The following is a 23222-nucleotide window of genomic DNA, read 5'->3' on the forward strand; positions in this document are numbered from 1 at the left end:
TCAGGATGCTCAAAATTAATTTGTGAAGGTAAAATTAATTTAGGGTTAACCTCAAGTTAACTTAGGGTTAACAGAGCCAGCTAAAGTTAATAAAACCACTAAAGTTGATTGAATAATTAGAAATTAACTTAGAATTAACTTAAAATTAACTTAGAATTAACCTAGAATTAACCTAGAATTAACCTAGAATTAACTTAGAATTGATTTAGAGAAAACTAGCATTACCCGGAATTGTTCAAAATTACTCAAATTAACCTGGAATTGATCGAATTAACTTAGAATAGAACAACAGGTCGGAGTTTTGAAAAAAAACCGTTTAGAGCCCAAAAAAGAAGAAAATGTTTTTTTCATTTTCTGAGTTTCCAACAGGCCTGCAGGACCTGCTTGATGAAACCTTTCCTGGTTCGTGGATTGATTCCGGGCATTATGCCTTCTAAGATTTTGCTTCTTAAAGCAGGGTATGTGAGTTATAATTAGAGATTTATATAGAAGAAGATGAATAAAAATATGAAATAAATAAAGCTCCTGCATATTGGAAACGTTAGGTTTTCGTTCGTGTTATTCAATTTTATTTTCTATGTTAAAGCAAGAATAGGGATGCAATGATTAAGGATGGACCGCCAGACATACCAGAAGATGTACAGTTCACTGCATAACTTTGGAGACGTTTTCCGCCTCTCAGAGGAATACACCAGACCTGCAGGCATGATTGCTACCATTCTTAACCAGAAGGTCGTGAAAATGACCAGGTTCAAGCACAGGAAGGTTTATTCCAGAGAAAAGGAACTCTTTTTGAGGTGGAAGCAGGGGCGATCTATTCTTGAACTTGCGGAGTATACACTTTTTCCTCCAACACTCATGGCTTCCTTGATCCTTAAGAACTGTGAGCTGTCCCGAAAAAGCATAAACTGGCTGTTCAAGCACCTCGATTGCATCGAAAGCCGCCGCCTGAGAAAAGAGGTCAGAAAAGCCCTTGACGCGGACTATTTCTTTTCGCCTCGTGCCCATGAGATGCAGTGCAAAAAAGGCGAAATGGGAGAAGAGATTATCCGCAAATGGCTGGATGACAGGAGCATTTCTTACTGCACTGAAGCTGAAATTAGGGCCCAGGGAGACGGCAAGACTCCGGACTTTGTCCTTTCAGACCCGATCCCCATAGAGGACCATATGGTCAGGTGGATTGAGAGCAAAGCTCTCTTCGGGGACGATTTTGAGCACAAACATTACGCAAAGAAACAATTCAGGGAATATGCCGACATTTTCGGAGAAGGCATGGTAGTCTACTGGTATGGTTACCTGGAAGACCTCCCGTCCGAAGGTGAGGGCTACCTGATAAAAGACCACAGCTTTTTTGGAGAATATAAAGAGCAGACTGATGAATTGTTCAACTATCTGGTATACTGGTGAGTTGCCCCGCCCGAGTTGTGCCACCCGAGTTGCGCCACCCGAGTTGCGCCACCCGAGTTGCGCCTCGGGAGTACGCGGTCCTTTTCGCTCCGCTTCGCTTCGCTCAAGAGGACTAATTTATGGCTTATAGCAGTGAACTTTACTCAAGAAAACTGAATTACAATATCTCTACTCTTTGCAACGTCATTCACTATACCAAACGGTTTTTATCACGCTCGACGCGGTAGAGCGGTCTTTTAGACAAAAAAGAGAAAGGCCAGCAAGATGCGAAAAATTAAAGCAAAAATAAATCGATAAGTAAAAGCAGCTAAAAACTCCAAGGAGTCAAAAGTATTTAACGGTACAAATAACAGAGTAAAATAATGTATTAAAAGTACTCCTTTCAAGCTCCGTTTTTATTTTTGTTATCTTATGTTTTTTCACATTTTTTCCCGACCTGTATCTTTATTTCTTTTCGCTTTTTAACTTCGAGATTATAAATACAATTATCCTGGCATATCATACAGGATTCATTTTTGCTTCATCCAATACTGTTTTTATTAGATATATCGTAAAGAGCGTCAAGACCAGATTGTATTAACACGAAAATATAATTATCCAATATATAACTGGAATACGGGGGGCAAATATGCTTAAGATAGGATGTAAAATTGGACCTGAACAGTTTCCACCTTTAGAGATGCTGGAACAGGTGATCGCAGCCGAGAAAAATGGGTTTGAAAGTATAGATGTTAGTGACCATTTCCATCCCTGGAGCGAGGAGGGACAGGCATGTTTTACCTGGAGCTGGCTTGGAGCCGCAGCTGCAAGGACAGAGACCATTGAACTGGGTCCGGGGGTCACATGCCCAATTTTGCGCTATAATCCGGCTATCATTGCGCAGGCAGCGGCAACTGTCTCTTCTCTGGCTGGAGGCAGAACCTATCTAGGAGTAGGGACCGGGGAAGCGCTCAATGAATACCCGGTGACCTACGAATGGCCGACTTTTAGAGAGCGCCAGGCAATGATGATTGAAGCCATACAACTTATCCGCAGCCTCTGGACCGGAGAAAAGATAGATTTCGAAGGGTGCTATTACCGCATGAAGCAGGCTAAACTGTATACCCTGCCCAAAAATGAGATTCCCATATATATTTCGTCCCTTGTTCCGGAAAGCGCCTACCTTGCCGGATATTACGGGGACGGGCTTATGACCGTAGGAGGAGCTCTGGAGATGCCGGAATATGAACAGATGCTTTCTGAGGTCAGAAGAGGGGCCACTGATGCCGGCAAAGACTTTGAAAAGATGCCAAAAGCTATAGAACTTTTTGTAGATTATACCGGAGATCTCGAAAAAGCGGTTGAGAGCTTCAAAAAATACTGGGCAGGAGCTTTAATACCTGCCCTTTTCCTGAATAAAATCTATACTCCTACCATGTCTGTGCAGAACGGCAAAGTAGTTGGTAAGGATATTATTCAGAAATCAGTCCTCATATCAGATGACCCGGAAAAGCACATAGAATTTGCAAAACAGTATATTGATGCAGGTTTTACACATCTATACTTTCACTCGGCAGCACAGGACCAGGTAGCTTTTATCGAGGGTTATGGAAAAGACGTTTTACCTGCTTTAAAGAAAATGGGATAAATATTCCCGTTAAACTTATTTTTTTCTGCTATTTAATTTTAATTTTACTTTGCCTTTTAATACGTTCCATACTGCGCAGGACTTTCCTTTACCGTGCAAGAAAGTTTTTTTTAAAGCCTTAAGATTGAAGACATATTGGTAAGAGGGTCTTTTTCTACCTGGAAAACATGGTCTGCAGAATCGATAAGAGAGTCATCGTGAGAAACCACTATGATTTGACCGACTCCAATGCTTCGCATCATATCTATGAGTTTCAAAAGCTGCCTGATGTGCCCGCGGTCCAGAAAAACTGTGGGTTCATCAAGGATCATTGGAGGAAGCCCTTCTGCCCTGTCTCCGCCAAAGCCAAGTGCGAGGAGCCTGTAGATTGCACAGCGCAGGACAAGGTTGAAGATTGCACGCTCGCCTCCGCTCAGGAGTTTGGGCTCGAGAGGGGTGCCGTCTTTTCTGTAAACAGTCAGGTTGTATTCCGGATCAAGCTCGATATGTGAATAAGCGTTGTTTGTATACATGAAGCCGAACATCTCATTTAAGAGGACGGAGAGGGCACCTATATTCCTTGCCCGCATATCAGCCCGGACGCGCAGATAAGTATTTTCAAGCTCTTCGGCATTTCCGTATACGGCTTCAAGATACAGCCGTTTGTTTTCAAGAGCCCTCAGCTCTTCTTTGAGTTCTCTGAGGCGCTTTAAGCTGTTTTCAGTCATGCCGATTTCTTTAAGTAAAGCATCTTTTTCGACAGTTACATCCCGGATATTCTCTGCAATTTTTACCTGAGCCTGTTCAAACTGAGAGCGCTTCTGCTGGAGTTCTTCAAGCCTGTTTCCTTCCAGTTTATCTTCCAGCTGCTTTATCCTCTCGCTGCGTTCAAGGATATCGCGGTCAAAGAAACCTACCTTTTCTGCCAGATTTCGTATAGCAGTCTCAAGCTCGGAGATTTTATGCCTGGTATTTTCCATGCGGAGCAGGTTAGCCTGAAGTTTTTTTGCCTGCCCGAGAAGCCTTTCACTTTCGGCATGGGCTTTTTTTGCCTCATTTTCTTTTTTCCGCACGGCTTCGAGACCAAGTTCGAGAGCTTCAAGTTTTTCTTTTGACAAAGTTTCCTTTTCTGCAAACACTTTTAATTTTTGATTGATCTCTCCAAGCCTTTGCCCGTAATTTTCGATCAGAGCAAGGGAAGTCCGGATTCTTCCGTTCAGGGCTTCGATTTCAGAGACATTTTCGGCAAGCTTTCTTTCAAAAGCTTTTGCCTCATGGAGAGCCTTTTCACTTTCACTGTGAGCGTTTTGAGCCGCCCTTTCCTGGTCCTGCAGGGCTTTAGTGTCCGAAAGAAGCTGACTAAGTGAGGCTTCAATTTCCTGTTTCCGTCTATTAAGGCTCTCAAGCTTCAGGGAGTCTTCCTCTATCCGGGCTCTATGGGTCTCTATCAGTTTCCCGGAAGCTTTTGCCTTCTCCGTGAGCTTTTCAATTTCAATGTCATAATCCGAAATCTGCTTTTCCAGCTTCTTTGCATCCTTGAGTCGAGTGAGTTTTTTCTCAAGTTCAGCATGTTGAAGCTTTATTTCTGCAAGTTCCGAAGCAAGCTTTCCTTTTTTCTCTTCGCATTCTTCTGCCGTGCACGCGATTTCTGACCCTTTAAGTTCCTGCCCGCAGGTAGGGCATTTCCCTTCGGCAAGCAGTTCCCTGTTTTTCCGGAGGATGTTTTCAATTTCCCTTAAAGTAGCCTCAAGCTCTTTTTCCCGCCCATGCAACCTGTTTTTGTTTTCCAGCAGAATCTCGCTAAAATCTTCCAGATTATCGAGCTGGCCTCCGGTAAAGCCAAGCCCTTTCAGTTCGGATAAAACCCCGGACTTTTGCTCCCGGATATCCAGTACTGATTTTGAGTTGTCTCTGAGTTCATTTTCAAGAACCTCGATTTCTGTGCTTCCTTTCCGGAATGCAGCCCTGCAGTTTTGCAGTTCCTTTTCAAGCTCAAGCAGGTTTGAGTCTCCGGTTTCTTTTTCCTGAAGGGAGAGACCAAGCTTTGCCGAAACCTCATTTTTCCGGTCCCTGAGAAGACTTTCTTTTTCTTCAAGCCCTTTTATAACCGAAGCGATTTCATCAATAGCCCCAGGGTCTTCACTTAAGCCTGTTTTAAAGCCCGCTTTTTCTTTCAGTCCTTTATTTTCCTCTTCGAGCTTCCTTATATTTTCCCTGTACCCTTCAATTTCCTTATTTGCAGCCCCGATACTGGCCCTGCACTCAAGCAGAGTATGTTCAGCTTCAATCCTTTCTTTTTCAAGCTCGTTTAAAGCATGTACGCTGGTTTCTTCTTCTTTCAGGAGAAGGGCAAGTTCTTTTGATGCAGAGTTTACCTTTTCCCTTGAAGAGGACTCCTCTTTTTCCTGGCGCAAAAGCAGAGGTTCAATTTCGAGGCCTCCAAAGCAGCACTCATCTCTCAAGCCAGTGTTTTCTTCCCCGAGTTCAAGCAAAACATGCCTGTACCCCTGGGCTTCCCCTGAAAAGACTTCCTTTTCCTTAAAACAGCCTGCCTTATCTTCCTGAGCCTTAAAGATAGCCTGTTTCAAAGCCTCAATTTCCTGCAGGCGTTCCCTGTAGTCTGCAATTCTGAGGTCAAGTTCTCCTTTACGAGCAGCTGCAAATTCTTTTTTGTCATTAAGACTATCCAAGGCAACGTCAGCATCTTTCACCTTTTGCCTGAGCCTGTTAAGTGAGGCAAAGGGTTCAGTGCTTTCAATTCCTTCGATTTCGGCTTTCACGCCCGAAAGGCTGTTTTTTGCATCCCTCTCAAGCCTTCGGACAGCCGTCTTCGCATAGCCGGCTCTTTCGCGATACTCCTCAAGCTTTCCTAGCTGCAACAGGTCATCAATCATGCGCTGCCTATCCTTTGGCTTTGCATTGATAAGAACGTCAATTTCTCCCTGCCGGATATACGCGCAGTTCCTGTACGCTTCTTCATCCATGTTCAAGAGGGCACATACCTCTTCATAGGTTCGGGTCGCTTGGTCAACAATATTCTCCCCGTCCGCATAGAGCACGCACCTTGAACTTGAAGCATTTTCACTTTTCGCAGAGTACCTGAAAGCCTGCTCAAGGAGATACTCCTTCCCGAGATGTTCAAAGCCCAGGTTGATTTTTGCACTCTCAGCCCCTTTGAAAATCATATCCGCAAGTACAAAGTCCTTTGAAAGGATCTTGCTCCCGAAAAGCCCCATGAAGCAGGCTTCGAGCAGGCTTGATTTCCCGCTCCCGTTTACCCCGGAAATAACTGTCACTCCATCTTCGAAAGCAAAGTCCAGCTTTTTGTAGCTCCGGATATTTTCTATGTACAGGTTTTTCAGCTTCAAAGGTAATCACCAAGGTTATACTGTCTGGGCACAGCAGGCTTTTCTTTTCCTCTTTTCTGGCTCTGCTTTACCGGTTTTACGATTCTATCCGGAACCTGGGATGGTTTTTCATTCGGGGGTATTTCATCCACAGACTTTTCATCCACAGACTTTTCATCCACAGACTTTTCATCCACAGACTTTTCATCCACAGACTTTTCATCCACAGGTTTTTCATTCGCAGATTTTTCATCCGGAAGCTTTCCGATTTTGTCCCTTCCGTCTTTTTCGGGACTGATTTCTATTCCGAACCCGGATAGATTCCCAGCCTCTATCTCTATTTTATTTCCGGCGTCTGTCCCGAACTCGGTTCTTTCTTCTCTATCTTCCCCAGGAATTTCTCCAGGAATTTCTGTAAGGGTTCCGGGAGTTTCCTCCAGAGTTTCAGATGAAGAGGGTTCTTCATCCTGGAAACTGACCAAGGGACTAATAGTAACTCCAGAATCAACTTCTGGACCAGGAACGACTTCGGGAATTTCGGTTTCTACATGTGCCTCTGCGGGTCCAGCATTTTCATATAACCCGGCAGTTTCAGAGGATTCGGCACTTCCGTATGTTACGGGTACATGAAGAGATTCAAGGCTCTCATTAAATGATTCAGGGGTTTTAGCGAGAGTTTCATGAACCTTATCAGGAATTTCAGAAACTTCGTCAGGGTCTTCAAAACTATTATTGAGAGATTCAGAGCTTTCAATTCTTGCAAAAGCCCTCAGGATCTCAGATTTTCCGGCAATTGTCGCAAAGTCAGCCCTTCCTGCAAGTTCGAGATTTTCAACCTGTCTTTTAACCTGTCCAGCAACACCTTCAGGTTTGAATTCTTCAGGCTCCCCAATCCCGATGGGACCTGAAGGGCTCGCAGAGCTGTCAGGACTGACAGGAAAGGTAGGAATAATGGGAACGATAGGAACAATAGGACTGACAGGGATCTCTATCTTGAAATCCGGGTCTTTGAAATCCAGTGCTTCAATCAATCCCGAGAGCCGGTTCTCTGTTTCTTCGTCCACCCTTGACCTTGACACGTCCGGGCTCCGGATAATCTCATCGACTATCAGCCCGCCGTCGTTCAAGCTCATCCTGCGGATCTCTTCGGCAACTGCATGGTCGGGATCAGAAAATGCAACTTTGATAACTTCCTCGGGGAGGAGACCCTCTTTTACCCTGAGGTCGTTAACCTTTGCCACGAGGGCTCCTTTGCTTAACAGGTATTCTTCGATCTCGCTGAAGGAGAGGACTGGACCTGAATCTCCTGAAATATCCAGGAACACCACCGACTCCGGTAGCTCTTCAAGGTGCTCGTTTACGGCAGAAAAAATCTGTTCGTATGGCTTTTCTTCCCCGTCAAGTTTTGCCGTAATGAACAGGAAATTTCGGGTAGGGATAGTTCTTCTGCTTATTTCCAGCCCTTCCCCGGAAAGAGTGATAATATTGTAAGAACGGGGCTCGCTTTCAGATGCACTATTACGCTCTGTGCTGCCCGAGTATGTAGCCCAGGTCTCCCCTACCTTTATCTTTTCATATTTGTGGTAGTCCCCGAGAAGAATTGCATCAACCTTAAAAGGAAGGTTTTCAAGCACCCCGGTGCAGTCCCAGTCCGCATACGGGAAAGGCTGCACGATCTGATGCATTACAAGCAGCTTCCTGCAGTTTTCCGGCAGGGATTCCGGAACTTCAAACCCTGAATAATCGTAAAGAGGAATCTTTGACTTCGGGACGCTGTCAATCCCGTAAATTGCCGTGCCTCCTCCCCCTACCAGCTGCGGTGTTTTCCCGAGCCTTGCTGCAAGCCCCATTTCCTCAAAGAGGTCCAGCCACTGGATATTTTGCTTGCTCTCGTGGTTCCCGACAATTCCAAAAAAAGGTATGTTTGCAGCCTTCAACCGGAACAGGAGGTTCATCGTCTCAAGGAGGTCTTCAAGGGTCGGGTTTCTTGAATCAAAAAGGTCTCCCGCATGCACGACAGCATCAACCTGCATGTCAACCGCATCCTGAATGACTACCTCAAAAGCCTTAAAAAAGTCCTGCCTACGTACCTCGCTGTGGTACTGCCGGTATCCCAGGTGCGTGTCTGCTGTGTGGAGTATCCTTGTTTCCTGAACCATGAATATCAGTCTCTGGTTTTAACGCTATAAGGATTTGTATATTAGTATTTAACTCATTTCCACAGACTCGTGGCTAAGAGCTCATGTTAATTCAGCGAAGCCTGAACATTATTCTTAATCATTTCGATTAACGCGTTGGAGTGGTTACTCATGATTTAAATCTACTCTTTTTATAAAAAATCACGAATTCAAATAAAAAAGCATATATGTCAGAAATAATATAAATTACGATTATAATTTGTCACCTTTTTAACAGAATACAGAAAATTAGGCACACTGCCAAAAATTAAGAACAAATTTATTACTTTTGACTGCAAAAATAGGGGTGAATAGCAAAAAATCAGAAATAGTCATAGTAATTAAAAGGTGGGAGAAAGATGATTCCTAACTACAGGTACAAACCCGGAGCCTATTATATTACCATTTTTATTATAACCTATGCTCTCTGGTTTTCAGGGGCATATTTAAGTTTTCATGATGATAGCGGACTGTATATATTATTAATGTTACTTGGAATGATGACGCCTTTTCTTATTGCATTATTTATGATATTTACATCTAAAAATTCGGATTTAAAAAAGGATTTTATCAACAGGTTTATCAATCTCAGGTTAATAAACCCAAAAGTGCTACTGGCATTTTTTTTAATAATGCCACTCACTGTTCTGGTATCTATCTTTCTTTCTCTTCCATTTGGTGGATCGACTTCTCAATTTCAATTTGCTGAAAATTACTCTTTTTCATCAGGGTTTGTCCCTGCGTTTCTTACTCTTATCCTGGCTTCAATTTTTGAAGAGCTTGGATGGAGAGGATACGGCTTTGAAAGTCTGCAAAGCCGGCACACTTTCTTTACGGCATCGATTGTTTTCAGTATACTCTGGTCGCTCTGGCACTTCCCGCTGATCTTTGTCAATCACTTTTACCAGTACGAGATTTTCCACGAAAACATCTGGTATGCGGTGAATTTTTTTGTCAGCATTATCCCTATGGGAGTGATTATCAGCTGGATCTACATAAAAAACGGAAAAAGTGTTCTGGCAGCGATTCTCATTCACATTTGCATCAATTTCTCGCAGGAAGCTCTGCAAATGACTCAATTTGCAAAGTGCATTGAAACTGTGGTTGTTACTATCGTTGCTGCCATTATTTTCATATCAGACAAAGAGATGTTTTTTTCGAAAGAACATCTTACTACTGGAGTTGACGAGTTACCGAGAATGACAGGATCACTGGAGTTAACTGAGTGACAAATCTCTGAGGTTAACTGAATTTCCCCGTCGATTTTTGCCATAATGAGAAGGAAATTGCGGGTAGGAATAGTCCTCCTGCTGATTTCCAGCCCTTCCCCGAAAAGAGTGATGATATTGTAAGAACGGGTCTCATTTTCGGACGCACTGTTGCGTTCGGTACTGCCCGGGTATGTGACCCAGGTTTCCCCTACCTTTATTTTTTCGTATTTGTGGTAATCCCCGAGGAGAATTGCATTAACCTTAAACGAACGGCTGAAACCGATATGCTTTGAGAAATCAGAGAGAAATCATCAACCACGCCGGAAAAAATAGAGAGACAAATCATCTACTTTTTAATAGTATCAATCAAAAAATGTCACAAGATCTGAAAAATGAGCATGCACTGAAGAATCATCACATTGAAAACGTATCAACATTAGATATCATCATATTAATGGTGTCAAAATGAGAATTGTAACCTGGAATTGTAATATGGCATTCAGGAAAAAGTATGAGAAAATTCTTCCATACAATCCAGATTTACTGATTGTTCCGGAATGCGAACATCCGGGCAAATTTACTGATGACTTTTATTCGAATGTTTTGTGGATCGGGGATAATAAAAACAAAGGCTTAGGGGTTTTCAGTTTCAACGACATAGAAATTTCTTTACATGAATCCTATTGTGAAGAATATAGATATGTTCTCCCGATTAAAATGACCAATCCAAAAGCTACAAACCTTATCGCAATATGGTCACAGAATAATAAAGAAGATCCTAAAAGAAGATATATAGGAGAGGTTTGGAAATCGTTGAATTATTATAAAGATATGCTCAAATCTCCAGTAATTATTGCAGGAGACTTCAACTGGAACGTTATCTGGGATAGAAAACCTGACTATCCTCTTTACGGAACACTCACCAATGTAATTCACTTTTTAAAACAACTTGAGATACATAGCGCGTACCATAAATCTGCAAATATAAGTTTTGGTCATGAGAAAGAACCAACCTTATACTTCAGGAAAAACAGAAAAACTCCTTATCATATTGATTATATATTTGCATCAACGGACATCATAAATTGCACTAAAGAATTTTCTATTGGTAAATATGAAGACTGGATCGCTTTAAGTGATCACATGCCATTAATGGCAGAATTCGAGTAAATTTACTGGTTTTTTCAAGTAGCTAACCTCTAAAATCAGAGTTTCACTGGTACATCCAGACGTTCTCCGAACCAAAAAGACATTTATTCTCTAACAAATGAAAAATGAATTAGGAGTTATACAGTTGAAGAAAAATAGTAGTACGGAATTTCAGAGTATCCAAGACAAGAATTTGATTATAGTGCCTAATGTGTCCGGTTCAATGCTTCAACCATGTAGATCCTGCTTTCTTACTTCTTTTTGCTTGTGTACAAATTATCATCCCCTGGGAGACCATGACTATGTTCATTTAGGGAAGGAAGTATAGAGTTTCTTTCCGGCAGTATATCCCTCACCGTATCCGGCTTTATATCCGTTAAAATATCCGCCATCATATCCAGAATCTGGCCCATAGTAGATCATAATGAATACCTTTGGATCTTTACCAGCTATTCCATCTTTAAATCCATCACCGTACCCTATATGGTATCCTTCTCTGTATCCGCGATCATAGCTGTCAGATTTTTCGTTCCCATATTTTGTCGAGAAAGCTGCACTTACTGGCGCAGCTGCTAATGAAGCTATAAAGAGGACTAACAAGAAAACGCCCAATATCTTTCCTTTGCTTCCAAATTTTTGTTTTCCCATTTGCTACTCTCCAAACCTTTACCTGATTTAATCTAGTGCATCGATTCCAAAAATAAATCCTTTATTTTGTAGTAGATTCGTGATATGTAGGCAGACTCAAAAGTCTAGGTTTGTGAATATTTCGAAATCGCAGTACTAGTATTATAATATCCAGTCACAAGACTGACATTTCAAATCCCTGTACTTCAGTTGTATAACATCCACAGCAATCGATTTGTTAGGTTATTCGGGTTAAGTGCTTTTAATTTTTAGATAAATAGATTTGAATTTCAATTGCTTGTAAGCGTATATGCATATATCTGATAAATATATAAGTCAAATAGAATAAAATTTCCGTATAATTAATAATTATAAAAAAATGAAGGCGATAAAAAGGTAAAGAGACTAAAAAGATGCCTGGCAGACTCAAACACTCCGTGGGAACCCGGAGGGGCTCAAATATCATATAATTTTGCCCTTTACCATACCTAAATTTTTAACTTTTAAACTCGAATTGCAATTATCACATCATCGAAAATAGAGCCTGATCGAAAAGTGGATTTGAGGTATATTAAAAACCCAGTTGAAAACTCATCATTGAATATCCACCCATAACTCCAGATTCTTGCCTAGATCAGCTCATTAAAGTGCGTTTCCGATCTCAGACAGCTACCTAAAAAAGCTGTTCTAAGCCTCTTCCCGAACCAAAAAGACTTTTATTCTCTTAAACTCAAATAAGAGACAAACTCGGACTTACACAATTGAATAGAAAAATAACAGGATGAATGCGTAAGTCTGAAGCTATTGAATTATCGAATTTTATTGAAAAGGGGTTTTTTAAATGAAAAAGATGACAGAACAGCATCTTATCAATGCATTTGGTGGGGAAAGCCAGGCACATATGAGGTATTTGCATTTTGCAAACCAGGCTGAAAAAGAAAAATTCACAAATGTAGCCCGCCTATTCCGCGCAATCTCTCATGCTGAATACGTTCATGCAGGAGACCATTACAAAGCATTAAAACATCTCAATGGGGGATTTGTCGCAAACAGCATGGCAGCTTTTGGTCCAGGGGACACAATTAAAAACCTTCAACTAGCAATCGACGGCGAGACATTTGAAATTGAAGAAATGTATCCCGTATACATAGAGGTAGCAAAATTCCAAGGAGAAAAAATCGCGCAGAGAAGTTTTGAATGGTCGTATGCTACTGAAAAACTGCACAAACAGCTTTTTGAAAAAGCATTCGAATCGGTTAATGCAGGAAAAGATGTTGAACTCGGCCCTGTCCAGATTTGCGAGGTATGTGGATATACTCTCGAAGGAGAGGCACCGGATAGATGCCCAGTATGTGGTGCAGTAAAAGAGAAGTTTACCGCGTTTAGATAATTTCCAAAAGGCGAGCTTATCCTATAACTCAAAACTTACTTTTTTGAATTTCGTATTTTTAGAATATGTATAGGATAAGCTCAAAAATAAGCTCAAGCAGGATTTTCACCTGCGATAAAGAGCAAAAGCCAATGCAAAAACTGAAATTGCGCCGGCTAGTGTAAAGGCTGGCGTGGATGCAGTAAATACGTTTTGAAAAGCTATTGTGAAAATATTTATTTTCGAAAAACTACTGCGGAAAGTGGATTAAATGAAATATTGTCATTGCCTGTACTTTAAGTTCAAAATATAAAATATATGTCAACGAATATTTTTGAAGATATTTTTCTTCATTACATTTATTAGTTTATTCGACATTTCAATAAACATGGTAGGAAAATTGATAGAGTCGACAACGAAATTTTTCTTTTTAGCCTTGTTGGTGATAGCTATACCCGCAAGTATACCTACTGCTTGTGCCGGGGATATAACTGTTGATGTTAATGGTTCTGAGAAATATACATCTATACAGGCTGCAATTAACGAATCATCGAATGGAGACAACATAATTATCTTATCTGGAGTATATATTGAAAATTTGGTCATTGACAAACCTTTGACTATAATTTCTAAAACCGGAGATCCAACAGATGTGACAATAAAAGCTCCTCTTCCAGATGTTGTTGCAGTAGAGATCGATGCTAACAATACTGTATTTAAAGGAATTACTATCGCTTCTTACTACAAACTTGGCCAAGATTATGGTATAGTTATTATGGATAATGAAAATATTACTGTTAAAAATAATATATTTATTGGGTGTAAGAAAGGGATTACAATCATAAGGTCTTACAACTGTACAATTGAAGATAACTATATGGAAGGCAAGAAAGGTGGAAAAGGAATCGACCTATATTTAGCAGGAAACAATTTAATTCGAAGAAACACGATTACAAAATCTGGTGGTGCAATATGGGAAGATTACTGCGAAATTGGTAACGTATACCACGAAAACAACTTATCTGAGAACTGGAACGGGATTACCTTGATTCATGATTCAGATTATAGTTCGGTATACGACAATTTGATACAAGGAAATGAAAATGATGGTATTTCTATAAGCTGGGCAGATAATAATGTAATTGTCAATAACTGGATTCTTGAAAATGGACAGGGAATCAATATCTATGATTCAAAACATAACAACATCAGTAGTAATGTGATTATGGATAATAAATATGGGATAGAGTTTGCGAGCGCTTATTCAAATCTAATCTATAATAATTATTTTAGAAATCCAAAAAATATTGCATGGGGCGATGGCCGTAATACTTGGAACGTGAGCAAAACACCCGGGAAAAACATAATTGGCGAATCCGATATCGCCGGAAATTGCTGGTTAGATAACGATGGAAATGGGATAAGTCACGAACTGCCAGATTTAAATGGTGATGGGATTTGCGACGAAGGGTATGACGTAGAGTATGACGGATGGGATTACCTTCCATTAAAAGACAACGGAAAAATACCCCAGAAATCAGACCGAAATTAAACAAGCACCTATAAACTTTGATTTAATAATCAATGCTCTTTTATTAGCAGTTGTGATTGTTAAAAAAAGAGGATGAAAATAAAAACGACGAAATAAGGTATTCAGTTTGCTCCAACAATAAAACTTATTAAGGATTCCGAGTGCCGGGGAAATATTTAGCGGCGGAATACTGTAAGGATCATTACCAGTGAAAGGAGAGTGCCTATAGCTGTGAAGGCGGGAGTTAATTCAGGGAAAGTTGTAGTTTCTGGTGATGTTGAGGCAGGAGATTGGCCTTCGTAGTATTCGGTGCTTATATATGGGTAAGCAATGGTGAACCCGCTGTTAACTAAAATATTTCCCGTTTCAAAATCATTTATCTGGTATACTAAATCTATTGATAAGACTCCACCGGCCCAATTTTCGGTTGGGGCAACTATCCATTCATATGATTTAGTGGATTTCTCCTCTACAACATCCCCGGTATATATATTCATTCTTTAGGTTGAACTATTTATCACATAAAAATTATTCTTTTCTATCTCACTTAGCATTACAGACAATTCAGATTTTTTATATATATCTTAAAATCAATCCTTACTGTGAATAATGGTTCATCTATTTTTAATATAGGTTTTGGGACTTCTGTAGTATCTAAGATTTTGCCGTTGAAATAAAGGTCGTATTCATAAACTTCTCCATAAGGATTATATGCAGACGCTAAGTTCGTAAATAAAATTAAACCTATCCCGATTATTGTTACCTTTTGTCTCATGATTACCCCCAAAGCTCTGTTAAAAGAGCACAATATATTATTGATTTTTCAATTCTAACTCCTGTTTAATCTCCAACTCCCTTTGTTCTAGATCCAATGATTGTAGCAGATTATCCTGTTAGGTGAAATGTGATCTACTCGGTATTAGAATAACTTGAGCTAATCGGATTAAAAATAAATTTCATCTCCCGTCACAGTATTTACTGGCGAGAGAATCTGAAAAATACAAGCACAAGTGCCGAAATAGCTGTTATTAAACTGAAAGCTGGCGTGGCTGTGGATGTGGAAGAAGGTTCAGTTTCTGAAACGGGATGGTTTTCAGAAGTGGGGATTTCGCCTTTATAGTATTCGTTTGAGATGGTACAGTAGGCGACCGTGAAACCACTATTCAGAATCGGCTCTGGGTTTCCTTTTTCGAGGAAAGAATAATGGAAGTTGATAGGAAGCGAGCCACCTGCCCATCCTTCAGTTGGTTTAACAGTCCATTCAAAAATATGAGATTCGTTTGGTTTTAAATTAACACTAGAATATCTACCCATTTGGGAAGGACCCTCAATCACTTCAAAATCGCCACTTCCGATCTCTGATATTTGTCCAGACACCTTATATTCTTGATAGACTGTAATGTTTACTTTTATGTTAAAAGGCTCCCCGACCTTTAATATAGGTGTTGCAACCATTTCGCCTGGCAAAATTTGATCGTTAAAGTATACGTCCATTTTTCCATACTCACTTAGTGCAGTGGCATTACTTTGAAAGAATATAAAACTGAGAATTATTCCAAAAGCTATGTTTCTTAGTCTCATTATTATTCTCCGTACTTTATCGTCAGGTTTTCATATCCAACTGATTGCTCAGATATACCACCTTCTTTATCCCCAACCCCTTTTACACCAGGGCCAACAACTGTAGCAGCATATCCTGAAAATTTGAACTTAATTGGAGTATTGGTTCCTAATTTCAGATTATATCCTTGTTCATCAGTTTTTATCGGATCATAAATTTCGGAGTATTTTCTCACATACATCTGCCCTTTGTGACCAAAATAAGGTTTAGGAATCACTTCATTATCATTATCGTTAATAGTAAACATTTCGTACTCTCCCTTCACCTCATATGTCCAAACATTAACCGTAAAAATCCAATGCGGAGGTAATACAGGTAACCCGCACGGAACAGCTGCCATCGTCCTATCAAGCCTTTTTGTGACCTTATCTGCCACCTCCCCCGAATACCTATCAACGGTCTCGTCTGCCAGATTTTTCAGCTCACCATCAATAATCCCAAAAAAAATATCAAGAGCCTCCCCCTTACTTGCTGTGACTGCACAGATCCCATTTGCAACACCCATTCTGACGTCTGTGTCAACTCTGTTCAAAGTGGCTTCAAGTTCATCGGGCCCAACCGAAGGGTTTGAATTCCGAATTTCTGTTTTCACGATGACGGCAAGTTCGGTTGCGAGCTGGTCTGTAGTAGATTTTTCAATTAATTCTTCATCGGAGAGGCTGTTAAGATAACCAGCTGTAACTGCACGGACACGGTCTTTTTTGATCCAGCCGGAAATAACAGGGTTTGAACTTACTTCACCGGCTACCTTGTCAGTGATCTGAAGTCTCATTTCCCGTGCATAGACCAGTTTCAGGTTGTGGACTTCCGTATTAAGGCGGGCTGTGTCTAAAGAAACTCCCTGTTCGCTGAGGTTCTGCTCCAGCAGGTTAACTTCTGTGTTCAGGGTGGAAATGCTCTGGCTGATCTGCTTGGAGGTTTCGGTCTTTACGTATTCACCGCTTGAGGAGATGGCGTCTGCAATTTCTTCGGAAATGTTGGTTGTGAAAATGCAGGTGTTCCGGACACCGAGGGGGTAGATTGTTTTCCCTCCCATAGAGTCACCCCATTCGTATTCTCCCCTGAGGTCGAAGTCCGGGTCGTGATAGAGATAGTTCGGCTTCTGGTCAACTATGAGGGTCAGGTTTTCAGTCCAGTTGTATTTGCTTTCGGGCTGGCCTGTTACTGTCATTGTGGAGATAATGCCCATATCCTTTCCAAGAGCAGAGGCGGCCCTATCTATTGCAGGGTTGTCGAAAAGGGTCATGGGACCTGAGGTTACACTATCAAACGCACCGGTACTGAGGCCTTTTTTCTCAAGGGCTTTGAGGATGTAGGAGTTAAGGTTGGTATCCAGTTTTTTGTTTTTTTGTTCGATGTCTTTAAGCAGCCTGTTATAGGCTTCGTTTCTTGCAATGTATCGGGCAGAATCGCTTGAACTGTACATCTTCCCGGCATGGGTGAGGTGTTGCTTTTTGTTTACATAGGCTTCCCGGCTTGCTTTGAGGTCAAGAATGAGTTTTTCGGCAGTTTTCACCTGAAGGTCTGTAGGGTCTTGGCCAGGGGATTCAAGGAGAGAGTAGTTGAAAGTGGGGTTGTCCTTTTCAACAGCATCAAGCATTGCCAGCACTTCTTCGGCCATCACCCTGTGCAGCCAGGGTGGGATATCACAGTTGACAGCACGCTGTGCAAGATACTTCCTGTCAGGGTAAGCCCAGAAAGCGCTTTGGATTGTTCTGAGGTCCACATAAGCAGTTCTATATTTGTCTGCAGCGTCGGAACAACAGGGATCAAACCTTTCTGCACCGGCTGTGTACAGGGTTGTTTCCCTGTATTCCCTTTCTATAGGATCGGTATAGGTAGATATGCCCTTGTAGCTGCCTGTCGGAGGACGCTGGTGATAAATTATTGTAAGGTTTTCGGATTCGGTTTCTGTGTGGAAAAGGGATTCGGAATCGGTCTTGCTTATAGTTTCTGAATCAGAGCCGCTGGATGAGGCATAATTTGCTTCTATGGATGTGGTGCCGTCCGCGTGATGGTTGACCGTGTGCCAGACGTATGTGTATGTATAATCATAATTAATTCTCCACGTTGTCCTGATTCTATAATAGATATCATAGCGGACGCCCCAATCAAAAATGTGGTTTTCTCTGCTGAGATAGCCGTCACCTGTTCTGTTTTCGGCAACAAGCAGGTCATTAGCTCTGTACTCGTAGTGAGGTTCAACTCTTACGTCAGCTACCTCTACGGACCTCAAGCTAACAGAGGCATCTATAATCTGCCAGCTTTTTAGCTTCCCTCTTGGAGGATCGATTTCAGGATCCAGAGTCTCCGAATAGAAATTTGTAACAGAGTTACTCCAGGGATAAGAGGGCACACGTGACCCTGCATGTGTACCTGATGCAAGATAATCAGAATCCCAGCTGACAGTGTACCCGCTGTATGAAACCGAATCCCGGTCAAAATCCGCTGTGATTGTTGAAGCCAGAGGGCCAGGGGAATTAAAGCCGTCCCTTATAATCTGTCCCTGGACAGGAGCAGTGTAGACACTGTTTGTAACCGTGTGGATAAGGTCAGGATTTTCCTTTGCCCACACATGGTCATTGAAGACCCAGCCGTCAAGGACTCCTTCTGTGTAGTCTGAAGCTGAGACATTTATTTCCGCATACTCGGAAAGCTCGTCGTAGGAAGTGTTTGATTCCACAAGGGATTTCTCTATACCTTTTTCCACTTCCAGGGAAAAGGATTTGTTCTGTGCAAGGGAAGAATAAGTAGTCGTGAGATTCACTCTCTCATCCATTTCATAATCATAGGGAATCACAGAGACGTTCGAAGTGGTTGAGTTCAGCAGGTTCGGGCTGGTCTTTGCACTGCTGGAAGCGCGGACATCTTCATACAGAACCTTTCCATTATAGTAAGTGGTGTATGTAAGAGCCAGAGGGTCAACCGAGTCAAAGATTTTTTTCTGAGTGTAAAGTGTGGCTCCATTGACAGAACTTGCAAGGGCAGGATTTGTCAGAATGTTCAAAGGGCCGTTTGCATAATGTTGCCAGGGGCCGTAAATAAAAGTCCTCAGGTTTGTTGCCCCGAGCACGATATTGGAAGTTGAGTCCAGGCCTGAAGATGTTCCGAGTGCGGTTTCATATTCCCTGACAAGCTCTTCGAGCAGGGGTTCCCTTGAGGTGATAAGGGTGGAGAGGTTCATGCTCATATTGAACGTTTCTCCGGATTCAAGGTCTATAAGGGTATAGTTCAAAACAGGAATTTCAAAGATATAGTAAATCGTATAGCTTTTGTCCGCAGGGGAAATCTCCCGCTGAAGGGTCCCTTCAACTTTTCTTACCTTTATTTGCTCGGGTTCTATATCAGGTTCCACATTAATGGCATATTCCCTGAAGGTATGGCTGTTGCCCTGGTAGTTTGCCGAAAGCAGCCTGTTGAAAGATTCTGCCGTGATATCCTTTATAGGACTTGCTTCAATCTGGAACCAGTCCGAGGCTTTGAGTTCGTCTCCATAATAGAGTTCAATGGATGCATATCCTGCTTCTCCAGTTTCCGGAACTTCCACATACTCATCAAAGGAAACTTTTTGAAGAAAACCGGTAGCTTTACCATAATTCACACGTTTGAGTTGCTTCCCTGCAGAATCTTTTACGACCAGGACAACGTCCCTGTTTTTCCAGAGTGATTCGATTCTACCCCAGACATCGGAGGGCAGGTTTAAGGAGATTTGAAGGGTGTCTCCTTTCTCAAGGTTCTGGTTTTGTGGAACTGCCATAAAATTGTCTTCGGAGAACCTCTCAACAGGAGAGCCTTCGGGCAGAATAACAGGGTGTTCTCCCTGCCATTCCAGAGCTTCCATCCCGGCATAGTTAAGACAGCGGGAAAGATCATACACGGCGAGATTGATAGCCGTCTGCCTGGGATCGCTTTTCTCAGTAGTATAGATTGTTTCGGCAACTTCGCTGTCCATTTTCAGAAGGTAGACAGAAGTAAAGGTTGCAGCAAGGACAATGAAAATCCCTATCACAGCATAAGGAATATAGGCGCTGGTATCCTGGAAAAACCAGGAACATTTGAAAAAAGAGCGTTTAATAAATTGTTTCCCAGCTATACGCCTCACCCGCAAAATAAATATTGTAAAGAATTGAAGAATTAGAGTAAAAAATATTAGATAGTTTTATGCATAAATAGTTTCCTTTATATTGGAAAAGCATATAAATAAAAATAAAAGATAGATAAATAAAAATAAAAGGGAGATAAATGAAAAAAAAAGTAAAAAGCAAATCAAAAAAATTGAAAAAAATAATTTATTTTATTTGTTGATACTGTTATTTGCTGACACATTTCATCCTTAACTGATAATTTTCCCCAGGAAATAGCCGGGCTTCGCGCTCGTAATTTCCACTTTAGCATACTCACCGGGCCTGAGATTGGAGCCACTAATCACAACCGGGCGGTAGGAATCAGTACGTGTAAGAACATCCCCCATCTCCGTATATTTCGAGACAAAAACCCTGCCTTTCCAACCAATCATCTCGTGCTTGGACTCGATCTTTATCTGCTCACAGACTTTATGTAGAGTGTGGGAGCGCTGCACGGAAATCCTGGAATCGAGGTTCCGGAAAGAAAAGGCTTTAGTGTGCGGACGCGGGGAGTATCTGGAAATATTGATCTTTTCCGGGCGGTATTTTTTTACCCATTCTACAGTCTCTTCGAAATCCTCATCGGTTTCCTCACAGAAGCCAACAATTATGTCGGTAAAAAGGGAGAGGTCTTCGAAGCGAGAACGGAATTTCATAATGATTTTATCCACAGCGTCCATTTTATGCAGGCGGTTCATTTTTTTCAGTACAGAGTGAGAGGCAGACTGAATCGGAAGATGGAGGAGCTTGAAAACTTTATCGGAGTCGAAGGAATCTACCAGATCGTCCAGGATAGGAAGAACGGAAAATGGGTTCATCATGCCGACCCTTACCTTGAAATCACCGGGAATTCCCGAAATCATGCGCAGGAGCTCAGGGAGTTTGACGCCTGTATCCATACCGTACTGGCTGTCGTCCTGTGAGGTGAGCCAGATCTCCCGGCAGCCGTCTGCAACTGCGGAGCGAATATCCTCTACGATTTCTTCAGGCGGGAAAGAGCGAAGCTTACCCCTTGCATACTTTACTATACAGTAGGAGCAGGCGAAGTTGCAACCCTGGGAGATCTGGCAGATATGAATAATGGGGTTGGAGCGCTCACGCGGGACATTAAGAAAACCCATGGGCTCGGAAGTCCGCAATTCCAGGTGCTCTCCTCCGGAAATCCCTGACTTTTCCCTCTTTTCGATAGAGGAGAGAAGATCGCCCAGACGAGAAATTGCATTTACCCCAAGAATATGGGCTTCAGGGTTTGCATGCAGGATATCTTCAAGCTGGACTTCGGGCATGCAGCCGGAAACAATTACCTGGATGCCCTTCTCGCCCATAATGCGGATCTTATAGAGGATTTTTTGTTCTGTTGTATACTTGACCGTGCAGGAGTTGCATATATAAATCTCTGCCTGACTGACAGCGCCAGGGCTCAATAATTCGTGCCCGAGCCTTTCCACACTTGCCTTCATGATCTCTGCTGATGCCTGGCTTGCAGAACAACCAAAACTCTCAAGATAGACTTTCATACTCTGCCTTCACAATTTGATTTGACACTTTGACGTGACATTTTTTAATTTTATTTTTTGATTTTATTTTTTAATTTTATTTTTTGATCTGACATTTTTGATTTGGTTTTTTGATCTGACATTTTGATTTGACATTTTGACTTCGTACTGTGACTTGATATTTTGACTTGACACTTCGAATTAATACTTCGGCTCAAAATTTTGCAGTTTGCCCTGATATTTATAACGATGTCCATAATCCATATTCACTGATTATACCAGAAGATACCTGAGAAGATACCTGAGAAGATACCTGATCCACACCGGTCCGTGTTTCAAAAAGTAGTGGAAATAAAAAGATGAAAAAAGGATTTACAGGTAGAGTGGAGTCTCCCGCTTATCCTTGATATAAATACTGTCTGTGAACCTGACAGCTCCAGATGCACCCATGGAGACTGTGTGTACTCTGGCATCTCCGCCACCAAAGAGGTTGGCTTCACGCAGGAAGTGACCCGGAGTTACGGCTGTTGCGGAAAAAATTACATCTTTTCCTGGAACAAGTCTATCGGTATCAAGGATGTCATTAAGATTCTCAAGGGTGATTCCCATCTTTTCGAGCCTGGGCATTTTTTCTTCGATTTCTTCCTCAATTTTGTCTTTCGTCTTTCCGTTTGCAACGGTTGGCAGGACAAGCCTTGCAAGGATTTTTCCACCCAGGATCTTGATTGCAGCGGCTGTCAGGACAGCCTCTCCCGAACCACCTGCTCCCATAACCATATGGATCCCTGAGCCACGGACAGCAGTTGCAACGCCAGGCATAAGGTCTCCGTCGGTAACCAGCCTTACGCGGGCTCCAGCTTCCCGGATTTCGGTTATTTTTTGGACGTGTCTGGGACGGTCAAGAATCACTACCACAAGTTCTTCAACGCTCCTTCCGAGCGCTTTTGCAACAATTTGAAGGTTGTACCTGACAGGGGCATCCAGATCGATCCTTTCATCAGGATGGTCCATTTCATAACGAACAACATCCGGACCGACAACTATCTTGTCCATATAGATATCCGGACCGTGGAAGATCCCTCCCCTTTCAGCCATAGCCATGACTGCAACCGAACCCGGGCAGCCGTCTGCTGTAAGGTTTGTGCCTTCCAGAGGATCAACTGCAATATCAACTTCAAGGTTACCTTTCCCTGTCCCGACCTCTTCTCCGATATAAAGCATAGGGGCTTCGTCCCTCTCTCCTTCCCCTATCTTAATTATGCCTTTCATGTCAAGCTTGTTCAACATCCTTCGCATGGAGGCAACTGCTACCTGGTCGGCAAAGTGCTTGTCCCCGCGTCCCATCTGATAGGCTGCGGCAATTGCAGCAGCTTCGGTTACATGAATGAGCCTTGGCAGCAAGTTGTATTCAATAGGCCCGGCACACTCGAACATCTCTTCTACAGTCTTTGGATGAGGCATGATAATCGACTCTTATTTCCTGCTTCCTGATAAAATCCTGAAATAAAAATCCTTTTCTAACTATTCCCTTTGTCTGTTTATGTGATCTGTTGGCAC

Annotated in this window: 15 protein-coding genes and 1 pseudogene; 6 read left to right on the forward strand and 10 right to left on the reverse strand. The window is 42.0% G+C overall.

Features of this window, described 5'->3' with window-relative positions; genetic code table 11:
- Positions 1-612 precede the first annotated feature (612 nt).
- Complete coding sequence (locus FXV91_RS14035) at positions 613-1407, forward strand: C15orf41 family protein (RefSeq protein WP_229391317.1); 795 nt, start codon at positions 613-615, stop codon at positions 1405-1407.
- Between the two features lie 628 nt (positions 1408-2035).
- Entirely contained in the window at positions 2036-3034 is a 999-nt protein-coding gene (locus tag FXV91_RS14040) for a TIGR03557 family F420-dependent LLM class oxidoreductase (protein WP_229391318.1), read from the forward strand.
- Between the two features lie 110 nt (positions 3035-3144).
- Here the strand turns inward: FXV91_RS14040 and FXV91_RS14045 are convergent, their stop codons facing one another.
- Together FXV91_RS14045 and FXV91_RS14050 are read right to left on the reverse strand one after the other, a co-directional pair.
- On the reverse strand, positions 3145-6381 hold the full coding sequence (locus FXV91_RS14045) for a DNA double-strand break repair ATPase Rad50 (protein WP_229391319.1): 3237 nt from the start codon (positions 6379-6381) through the stop codon (positions 3145-3147).
- Complete coding sequence (locus tag FXV91_RS14050; protein WP_229391320.1) at positions 6378-8519, reverse strand: metallophosphoesterase; 2142 nt, start codon at positions 8517-8519, stop codon at positions 6378-6380. The genes FXV91_RS14045 and FXV91_RS14050 overlap by 4 nt, the downstream gene beginning before the upstream one ends.
- A gap of 377 nt (positions 8520-8896) precedes the next feature.
- Between FXV91_RS14050 and mmrce1 the strand changes: the two genes are divergently transcribed.
- Positions 8897-9766, forward strand: coding sequence for an MmRce1 family CPBP family CAAX prenyl protease (mmrce1, locus tag FXV91_RS14055; protein WP_229391321.1), 870 nt, complete (start codon positions 8897-8899; stop codon positions 9764-9766).
- A 23-nt stretch (positions 9767-9789) separates the two neighbouring features.
- Here mmrce1 and FXV91_RS20270 read toward each other — a convergent pair.
- Positions 9790-10014, reverse strand: a pseudogene (locus FXV91_RS20270) (DNA double-strand break repair protein Mre11); the annotation flags it as partial.
- A gap of 199 nt (positions 10015-10213) precedes the next feature.
- On the opposite strand from FXV91_RS20270, the gene FXV91_RS14060 reads away from it, so the two are divergent.
- Entirely contained in the window at positions 10214-10918 is a 705-nt protein-coding gene (locus FXV91_RS14060; RefSeq protein ID WP_229391322.1) for an endonuclease/exonuclease/phosphatase family protein, read from the forward strand.
- A gap of 285 nt (positions 10919-11203) precedes the next feature.
- On the opposite strand, the gene FXV91_RS14065 is transcribed toward FXV91_RS14060, so the two are convergent.
- Entirely contained in the window at positions 11204-11545 is a 342-nt protein-coding gene (locus FXV91_RS14065; protein WP_229391323.1) for a hypothetical protein, read from the reverse strand.
- Positions 11546-12365: 820 nt separating this feature from the next.
- Between FXV91_RS14065 and FXV91_RS14070 the strand changes: the two genes are divergently transcribed.
- Positions 12366-12914: a rubrerythrin family protein gene (locus tag FXV91_RS14070; RefSeq protein WP_229391324.1), complete on the forward strand. Its 549-nt coding sequence runs from the start codon at positions 12366-12368 to the stop codon at positions 12912-12914.
- A 367-nt stretch (positions 12915-13281) separates the two neighbouring features.
- A complete protein-coding gene (locus FXV91_RS14075; protein WP_229391325.1) occupies positions 13282-14445 on the forward strand; it encodes a NosD domain-containing protein in 1164 nt (387 codons plus the stop codon).
- Between the two features lie 155 nt (positions 14446-14600).
- On the opposite strand, the gene FXV91_RS19880 is transcribed toward FXV91_RS14075, so the two are convergent.
- The 6 genes from FXV91_RS19880 to glpX form a co-directional block, all read right to left on the reverse strand.
- A complete protein-coding gene (locus tag FXV91_RS19880; RefSeq protein ID WP_255680587.1) occupies positions 14601-14921 on the reverse strand; it encodes a sarcinarray family MAST domain-containing protein in 321 nt (106 codons plus the stop codon).
- 56 nt (positions 14922-14977) lie between these two features.
- A complete protein-coding gene (locus tag FXV91_RS19885; RefSeq protein ID WP_255680588.1) occupies positions 14978-15199 on the reverse strand; it encodes a sarcinarray family MAST domain-containing protein in 222 nt (73 codons plus the stop codon).
- 200 nt (positions 15200-15399) lie between these two features.
- Positions 15400-16005, reverse strand: coding sequence for a sarcinarray family MAST domain-containing protein (locus tag FXV91_RS14085; protein ID WP_229391326.1), 606 nt, complete (start codon positions 16003-16005; stop codon positions 15400-15402).
- Between the two features lie 2 nt (positions 16006-16007).
- Complete coding sequence (locus FXV91_RS14090) at positions 16008-20147, reverse strand: hypothetical protein (protein WP_229391327.1); 4140 nt, start codon at positions 20145-20147, stop codon at positions 16008-16010.
- Between the two features lie 231 nt (positions 20148-20378).
- The gene (locus FXV91_RS14095; RefSeq protein WP_229391328.1) at positions 20379-21686 is read right to left on the reverse strand and encodes a tRNA (N(6)-L-threonylcarbamoyladenosine(37)-C(2))-methylthiotransferase; all 1308 of its coding nucleotides are present in this window, start codon (positions 21684-21686) and stop codon (positions 20379-20381) included.
- 351 nt (positions 21687-22037) lie between these two features.
- Entirely contained in the window at positions 22038-23126 is a 1089-nt protein-coding gene (glpX, locus tag FXV91_RS14100) for a class II fructose-bisphosphatase (RefSeq protein ID WP_229391329.1), read from the reverse strand.
- Between the last annotated feature and the right edge of the window lie 96 nt (positions 23127-23222).

This window comes from Methanosarcina sp. DH2, assembly GCF_020804225.1.
In the GTDB taxonomy this organism is placed as follows: Archaea; Halobacteriota; Methanosarcinia; order Methanosarcinales; family Methanosarcinaceae; genus Methanosarcina.